At 58.5% G+C, this 1,998-nt stretch carries 2 protein-coding genes; one reads left to right on the forward strand and one right to left on the reverse strand.

The genetic code is table 11. From position 1 onward, the window contains the following. Positions 1–617 (reverse strand): SIS domain-containing protein (locus tag Q7T06_RS12965; RefSeq protein WP_304785219.1); only part of this gene is annotated, 617 nt, incomplete at its 3' end. A gap of 109 nt (positions 618–726) precedes the next feature. Here Q7T06_RS12965 and Q7T06_RS12970 point away from each other — a divergent pair. Then, positions 727–1,998: monovalent cation:proton antiporter-2 (CPA2) family protein (locus Q7T06_RS12970; protein ID WP_304785220.1), on the forward strand; the 1,272-nt coding region annotated here is incomplete at its 3' end.

Raw genomic sequence — 1,998 nt, forward strand, 5'->3', positions numbered from 1 at the left:
TGCGAGCGGGCGAAATCTTCTTCGCCGAAGCCGCGCGCATCCAGCAAGGCAACGGCGAGTGCATCGCCCAGCGCCAGCGTGGCGGTGGTGCTGGCGGTCGGCGCCAGATTCAAGGGGCAGGCTTCCTTGTCGACCCTGACGTTCAAATGGACATCGGCCAGTTGCGCCAGCGTGGAGTCATCGTTGCCGGTAATCGTGATCAGGGTCGCGCCCATGCGCTTGATGATGGGCACGATGGCCAGCAATTCGCCAGCCTCGCCGGAGTACGAAATCGCAATCAGCGCATCGTCGGCCGTGATCATGCCCAGATCGCCGTGCGATGCTTCCGCCGCATGGACAAACAGCGCCGGCGTACCGGTGGAGGCGAGGGTCGAGGCTATCTTGCGGGCGATATGGCCAGACTTGCCGATGCCGGAGACGACGACGCGGCCCTTGCATTGCAGCAGCAGGGAAACGGCCGTGATGAATTGCGTGCTGGTTTCGTCGGTGATGCGTTGCTTTAGCGCAAGGATTGCATCTGCTTCGATTTGCAGGGTGGCGCGCGCAAATTGCAGCGCGCGCGCTGCGCTGTTGGCATCAAAAGTTGCCGGCGGGGTTTTTGCATGGGGTACACTCATGCGGAAAGTATAAACGAATTCGCAAAGCAAAAAACCTGCCAGACGTAACAAAAATGTGTTTTGATTATTCTGTCCTGATTTTCCGAATAACCCAGCCGGCTGCACCTTTATGTTTTCCCCATTAGAACTGACGCTTTTGTTGCTTGCCGCTGCGGTTTTGGGCGTGGTCGCTTTCCGCATGATGCATTTGCCGCCGATGCTGGGTTATCTGGTCGCCGGCATCCTGATCGGGCCACACACGCTGGGATGGGCCGAGGACAGTGCCACTACCCATGCGCTGGCTGAATTCGGCGTGGTGTTTTTGATGTTTTCCATCGGACTGGAATTTTCTCTGGCCAAGCTGTCGGCGATGCGGCGTACCGTCTTCGGTCTGGGCATGGCGCAGGTGTTGCTGACTATCATCGCGACCATGATATTTGGCTGGCTGGCCGCGCATATCTTTACGCGTTTGAGCGGTATCAGCTGGCAGGCGGCATTTGCGATCGGCGGTGCACTGGCGATGTCGTCGACGGCCATCGTTTCCAAGGTATTGACGGAGCGGCTGGAGCTGGAAAGCCAGCATGGCCGTCGCATCATCGGCATATTGCTGTTCCAGGATCTGGCGCTGGTGCCGCTGTTGATCCTGATCCCGGCGCTCGCCAATCCGAAAGGCGATCTGGTCGCCACCTTGTCCTGGGCTACCTTCAAGGCTGTCATCGTGCTGTTGCTGCTGCTGTTCGTCGGCCACAAGCTGATGCGCGGCTGGTTCCGCATCGTCGTCAAGCGCCGCTCGCAGGAACTGTTCATGCTGAACCTTTTGCTGATCACGCTGGGGGCAGCGTGGATCACTGAAATGGCCGGCTTGTCGCTGGCGCTGGGCGCCTTTGTCGCCGGCATGCTGATTTCCGAAACCGAATACAAGCACCAGGTGGAAGAAGACATCAAGTCATTCCGCGACGTGTTGCTGGGTTTGTTTTTCATCACCATCGGCATGATGCTGAATGTGCGGCTGGTGATCGAATACTGGTGGCTGGTGTTGTTATTGCTGACGGTGCCGGTTTTCCTGAAATTCGCACTGGTTGCGATACTCGCCAGATGGTTTGGCGCGCCGCTGGGCGTGGCATTGCGTACCGGGCTGGCGCTGGCGCAGGCGGGTGAATTTGGTTTCGTCTTGCTGAGCCAGGTCGGCGCCCTGAATCTGTTGGAGCCGCTGTTAGTGCAACTGATACTGGCATCGATGGTGCTCTCCATGCTGGCCGCACCTATCATCCTCGCCAAATCCGATGCGATCGTGATGAAAATGTCATCGAATGAATGGATGACGCAATCGCTGGCACTGACGCAGATTGCGACGCGCACGATGTCCGCGCAGCAGCATGTGATCATTGCCGGTTTCGGCCGC

This window comes from Herminiimonas sp. (genome assembly GCF_030645555.1).
In the GTDB taxonomy this organism is placed as follows: Bacteria; Pseudomonadota; Gammaproteobacteria; order Burkholderiales; family Burkholderiaceae_D; genus Oxalicibacterium.